At 59.3% G+C, this 5,730-nt stretch carries 4 protein-coding genes; 2 read left to right on the plus strand and 2 right to left on the minus strand.

Going from position 1 to position 5,730, the window contains the following annotated elements; genetic code table 11:
- A partial coding sequence (locus tag HKN37_14045) for a UDP-N-acetylglucosamine 2-epimerase (non-hydrolyzing) (protein ID NNE47771.1) occupies positions 1-622 on the minus strand: 622 nt, incomplete at its 3' end.
- Positions 623-968: 346 nt separating this feature from the next.
- Between HKN37_14045 and HKN37_14050 the strand changes: the two genes are divergently transcribed.
- Complete coding sequence (locus tag HKN37_14050; protein ID NNE47772.1) at positions 969-2,825, plus strand: beta-glucosidase; 1,857 nt, start codon at positions 969-971, stop codon at positions 2,823-2,825.
- Positions 2,826-3,355: 530 nt separating this feature from the next.
- Positions 3,356-5,326 (plus strand): oligopeptide transporter, OPT family, encoded by a 1,971-nt coding sequence (locus HKN37_14055; protein NNE47773.1) that lies wholly within the window; start codon positions 3,356-3,358, stop codon positions 5,324-5,326.
- Positions 5,327-5,464: 138 nt separating this feature from the next.
- Here HKN37_14055 and HKN37_14060 read toward each other — a convergent pair whose 3' ends face one another.
- Positions 5,465-5,626, minus strand: a complete 162-nt coding sequence (locus HKN37_14060; GenBank protein ID NNE47774.1) for a hypothetical protein — start codon at positions 5,624-5,626, stop codon at positions 5,465-5,467.
- Positions 5,627-5,730 lie beyond the last annotated feature (104 nt).

Raw genomic sequence — 5,730 nt, forward strand, 5'->3', positions numbered from 1 at the left:
CCGGACGATGCATCGTCATGAGTACAAAAGCGCCGGCGGCCAGTTCGTACTTCGCGGCCACGGAAGATTCGCGAGCTCGCGGCATGAAGTGAACGAGTGAGTCGATCATGACGTTGCCCACAAAAAACACCCGCGCGTCAGGCACGCCCTCGGCACGCAGATTGTCGATGCCGCTTTGCTCGGTCACAAACAGATAATCGGAGATGCTGTCGGTGACGATTCGATTAATCTCCTCCGGCATTGTCCGATCACGGCTCCGGAGACCGGCCTCGATGTGGGCCACCGGGATGTGTCTCTTGACGGCGACCAGGCTGCAGGCGAGGGTTGAGTTAACGTCGCCGACAACCACGACCAGGTCCACGTGCTCACGGTCCAGCACCGTTTCGAATTCCTGCATGATCCGCGCGGTCTGGACGGCGTGCGATCCTCCACCGATACCGAGGTAGATGTCGGGTTCCGGGAGCTCCATCTGCCGAAAGAAGATCTCGCTCATGCGCTCGTCGTAGTGCTGTCCGGTGTGGACCAGCACAGGGTCAAATTGGGGGTCTTTCGCCAGCTGCCGATGAATCGGACCGATCTTCATAAAGTTCGGTCGGGCTCCGACGACGTTCAGGATACGCATGCGGTACTAAAGCAGGATGGTGGTGACGGTCGTTCCGCGTGGACGGACCCTGTCGGGCGTGGCGCTACGAGCGACCATGGGCCGCGAAACCGGTCGACGCGTCGTTGCGGGTGGCTCAATGATACGTTGCGTGCAGGTTTTCGTATCGGTGAAAAGGCGTAAAAGTATACAGGTGCCGTTTGATCGCACTATATGACGACCCTCAAGTCCCGATCGATGCCACGGCACATCGGAACCGCTTTCAAGGAATCTTATCTTCAATCGAGGCCGGATTGTACGGCCGAATATGTACTATTCGCAGGATCGGTCCTCGTTCAGTCTTTCATCCGTCGTGGAGGAGTTTCCAATGAGATTTATTGCGTTGCTTGGAATGATGGTCATGCTGTCGTCGTGCGTGGACCAGTACTCCGATTCTTCCGTGACGGAGCCGATGAGTCAGGCCGTGTTCGTTTCTTTTGACGCACAAGTTGACGAGCTTCTCGCCCGGATGACGGTCGACGAAAAGATTGGCCAGATGACGCAGCCGGATCAGGAGTTCCTCGAGGACGTGGATCATATTCGGGATTACATGTTCGGCTCTCTCTTGAGCGGTGGTGGATCGGATCCGGAAACCAACAGTCTGGAAGACTGGCGAGCGCTTTACGAGAGATACCAGGCGAAGGCTCTTGAGACGAGGCTTGCCATTCCGCTCCTGTACGGCGTCGATGCGGTTCACGGACACTCGAACGTCATCGGAGCCGTCGTCTTCCCGCACAACATCGGGCTCGGGGCCACGCGCAACGCGGAACTCGTCGAGGAGATCTCCCGGATCACCGCAAAGGAGGTAAAGGCGACGGGAATGAACTGGGACTTTGCTCCGTGCGTCGCGGTGCCGCGAGATGACCGGTGGGGGAGAACGTACGAGGGATTTGCCGAGGAGCCGATGCTCGTTGCGGAGCTGGGGGCGGCCGCGGTGCGAGGTCTGCAGGGCGACGATCTAAGCGATCCGACGCGCGTGCTTGCCTGTGCGAAGCACCTGGCAGGCGATGGCGGCACGGTGATCGGTACCGGCGTCACCCTGTGGGATGGCTCGACCTATCCGTTCGATCGCGGCGATGTGCCGCTGAGCGAAGAGGAGTTACGGCGGATTCACATGGAGGGATACGTGACGGCGGTCAAGGCCGGCGTCGGGACCATCATGCCATCCTACAGCAGTTGGAATGGCGTGAAGTGTTCGGGGAGCAGGCGGTTGCTGACGGAGATCATTAAGGAAGAACTGGGATTTGAGGGGTTTTTGATTTCAGATTTCAAGGCGATCGACGAGCTACCGGGCGATTACAAGAGCGATATCGAGACGTCGATCAATGCCGGTATGGACATGGTTATGGTGCCGGACCGGTACCAGCTTTTCTTCGATACGCTGAAAGAACTCGTGGAAGAGGGCGGCGTGCCGATGGAGCGGATCGACGATGCCGTGCGGCGGATTCTCAGGGTGAAATTTGCAGCCGGACTGTTTGATGAAGACTGGTCACCCACAGCAGATCGTGCGCTTGAGGCGAGTGTCGGGTCCGACGAGCACCGCGCCGTCGCGCGGCAGGCGGTTCGCGAGTCTCTGGTGCTGCTGAAGAACGAAGGCGGTTTGCTGCCGCTGGCAAAGGATGTCGGGCGAATCCATGTGGTTGGTGTCGGTGCAGACAATATCGGCATGCAGAGTGGCGGCTGGACGATCGACTGGCAGGGAGGCATGGGAGCGATCACGCCGGGTACGACGATTTTGGAGGCGATTCGCAGTGCAGTCTCGGACGGAACGGAGGTAACATATTCGGCTGATGGAAGTGGCGCCGAGGGGGCGGATGTAGTGATTGCAGTCGTCGGCGAGCGACCGTATGCGGAGATGTATGGTGATGACCTGGACCTCGAGTTGAGCAGTGATGACGACGCGGTGGTCTCGTCGGCTGCGAAAGCCGGTGTTCCGGTCGTGACCCTGCTGATATCGGGACGGCCGATGATCGCGGATTGGGTAATGGATGCGAGTGAAGCGTTCATGGCCATCTGGCTGCCTGGATCGGAAGGCGACGGCATTGCGGACGTGCTTTTCGGTGACCATGCGCCGACGGGGAAGTTGTCATTCACGTGGCCGCGGTCGGTGGACCAACATCCGATCAACGTGGGGGATGAGAATTATGACCCGCTGTTTGAGTTCGGGTATGGATTGACGTGGTAGGGTAGAGACCCCGCGACGATTTTGCTGTCATCCCCGCGCAGGCGGGGATCGCTTCGGTGCCAGTCATTGGTAGCGAACGTCAGTAAACGAAGCAATCCGGGACCGTGATCGATTCTTCATCGCCTGGATCGCCGCGTCGGCCTTCTCGCAATGACGTTGATGTCATCCCCGCGCAGGCGGGGATCTTAGGTGCTCCAATTCGTGTGTCTCTTGGCGGACGTCCAGACGGCAATGGCTGGTTGCTGACGACGGTCACCTAGTCGTACTCGCATAAGATCATGCTCGCAGACGCGAGAATCCAACATTCGATGGATCCCGGCTCTTCGGCCGCGATGACATCGCGCGGTGATGGACGCCTCTGGCCAGGGACAACGAACTGCGTTAGAATTCGCTTCGTCGTCGCCAGACGAATACAGAAGCACAGTGACGATCACTGCCCAGAGCGGGCCTGTTCGCGGCCCGGGTTGATTTTCCGCCCCATCCCGGATTAGGTTCTCGGCGCCCACCAGCATTTTGCCAGCCCATCCTGCATGCCGAATTCAACCGAAAAAACCGGCCTCAGCCCACTCGCTTACGAAGAGATCCCACCCGGGCTGGAATATCCGCCCTACGTATCTCCGGGCGAGTCATTACGGGAATTCACGGTCAAGGCGGCCGTTGCAGGCATCTTCTTCGGCATCCTCTTCGGCGCGGCCAATGCATACCTGGGCCTTAGGGTCGGTCTTACCATCTCCACCTCGATTCCGGTGGCGGTGCTGACCATCGCGCTTTTTCGCGCCTTCCAGGTGTTCGGTTTTCAGTCGTCGGTGCTCGAAGCGAACCTCGCTCAGACGGTCGGTTCTGCGTCTAGCTCCGTAGCCAGCGGCGTGATCTTTACGTTGCCCGCGCTCTTCATGTGGAACATGAGTCCGAGCCTGCTGCAGATGACCCTGCTGGCGATGTGCGGAGGATTGCTGGGCGTGCTTTTCATGATCCCGCTCAGACGATATCTCATCGCCGGCGAACACGGTCGACTGCCGTATCCCGAGGGGACAGCTTGTGCAGAGGTACTTGTCGCCAGTGAAACGGGTGGAGCGAGGGCGCGCAACGTATTCCTCGGACTTGGGGTCGGAGCGCTGGTCAAGTTCGTTTTCGGATTCCTGCATGCGCTTCCCGAGAAGGTGGCGGTTCGGTTGCCGATCGTCAAGAAGGGAGAGGTCTCATGCGAGATGTCGGCGGCGCTGCTTGGAGTCGGTTACATCCTTGGTCCGAAGGTGGCGGCAATCATGGTTGGCGGGAGCCTGCTGTCGTGGGCGATCTTGATCCCGATGATCGCTCTATTTGGCGAGGGGCGCGTCGATCCGCTCTACCCGGAGACGACCAACCTTATCACGGACATGAGTCCGAGTCAGATCTGGACACGCTACGTGCGCTACATCGGTGCAGGTGCGGTGGCGACGGGCGGACTCGTGACGCTCTTGAAGAGTTTCCCGACTATGGTCGAGAGCTTCAAGATCGGAGCGCGGCAGCTCAGAGAACGACTTGGTGGAGTAACCGATGCGCTTATCAAGCGAACGGAGAATGATCTGCCGCTGAACGTAGTCGGGATCGGGGCGCTGATTATCGCCATTGTACTTACAACGGTACCGCAGGCTTTCGGCATAGAGAGTTTCATTTTCCGAGCGGTGGCTGCCGTGCTGGTTGTCATCTTCGCCTTCTTCTTCGTGACGGTTTCGTCACGAATTGTGGGACTAGTAGGCGTGACATCAAACCCGACGTCGGGAATGACAATCGCGACGCTTCTCGGAACATCTGCGCTCTTTTTGTTGATCGGATGGACGGACGATCTGGGCAAGGCGGCGGCGCTGACAGTTGGGTGTGTGGTGGCTATCGCGGCGTCCATCGCAGGCGACACATCTCAGGATCTGAAGACCGGATTCCTGCTGGGTGCGACCCCGAGGCGACAGCAGCTCGGCGAGCTGGTCGGCGTTCTGACGACGGCTGTGTTCGTGTGCGCGACGGTGATACTTATTGGCAAAACATGGGGCTTTGGCACCGAGGCGATTCCGGCACCGCAGGCGACACTGATGAAGGTCGTCATCGAGGGTGTTCTGGATCAGAACCTGCCGTGGGGGTTGGTCGGGATCGGGATCGGAATTGCTCTTCTGGTCGAATTGCTGGGCATCAACAGCCTGGCATTCTCGGTAGGTGTTTATTTGCCCGTGTCGACGATGGTCCCGATCTATTTCGGCGGCCTCTTACGCAAGTTCGCCGAGAGCCGGGCGACGTCGCCGGAGGACAAGGAGCTGCGACGGGAGCAGGGCGTGCTGTTCGGGTCGGGTCTCGTCGGTGGAGAGGGGCTGTTCGGAGTCGCGATCGCGGGTTGGGCGGCCTACAAGGCGGCGAGTCCGAAAGGCATCGGGCATGAATGGGCCGGCGAGTGGGGCATGCTGATTTCGGCGGCGGTTTTCGGGGCGCTTATGCTCTACTTCTGGCGACTGACGAAGTACCGGGTAGCGTAGGGTTTCCGGTTGAACGATCTGGGCGGAGTGGTAGTGCAGCTTGTGTCGTCGTCGCGGTGACTGCCACGATCTCCGGCCGAAACGTTGTCGTGCCAAGCTGTATTATGTGAGCCGCGATTCAATGCTCTAGCGCTTTGATCAACTGAAATGTGTCGTCTTTACGGATTTCATTCTACGGTGCCCCGGAAGGTCGAGTGCGAGTTGATCCAGTCCCAGAACTCGCTGATTGTTCAGAGCCAGCGCGATGAACACGGGAATAGTAATCCGGATGGGTGGGGTCTGGTCACGTACACGAACCATCTTCCTCATGCGGATCGCCAGAAGCGACCGGCGTTCGACGGGGAGGATTTTCGCTGGGCGGCGGCAAAAGCATACTCGCGGACTGTGATGGCGCACGTTCGCCG

The organism is Rhodothermales bacterium, from assembly GCA_013002345.1.
Classification (GTDB): Bacteria; Bacteroidota; Rhodothermia; order Rhodothermales; family JABDKH01; genus JABDKH01.

What these genes read in the sequence shown, in the direction of transcription:
- HKN37_14050 (NNE47772.1), top strand. Translation starts at nt 969, where the DNA reads ATGAGATTTATTGCGTTGCTTGGAATGATGGTCATGCTGTCGTCGTGC.
- HKN37_14055 (NNE47773.1), top strand. Translation starts at nt 3,356, where the DNA reads ATGCCGAATTCAACCGAAAAAACCGGCCTCAGCCCACTCGCTTACGAA.
- HKN37_14060 (NNE47774.1), bottom strand. Translation starts at nt 5,626, where the DNA reads ATGGTTCGTGTACGTGACCAGACCCCACCCATCCGGATTACTATTCCC.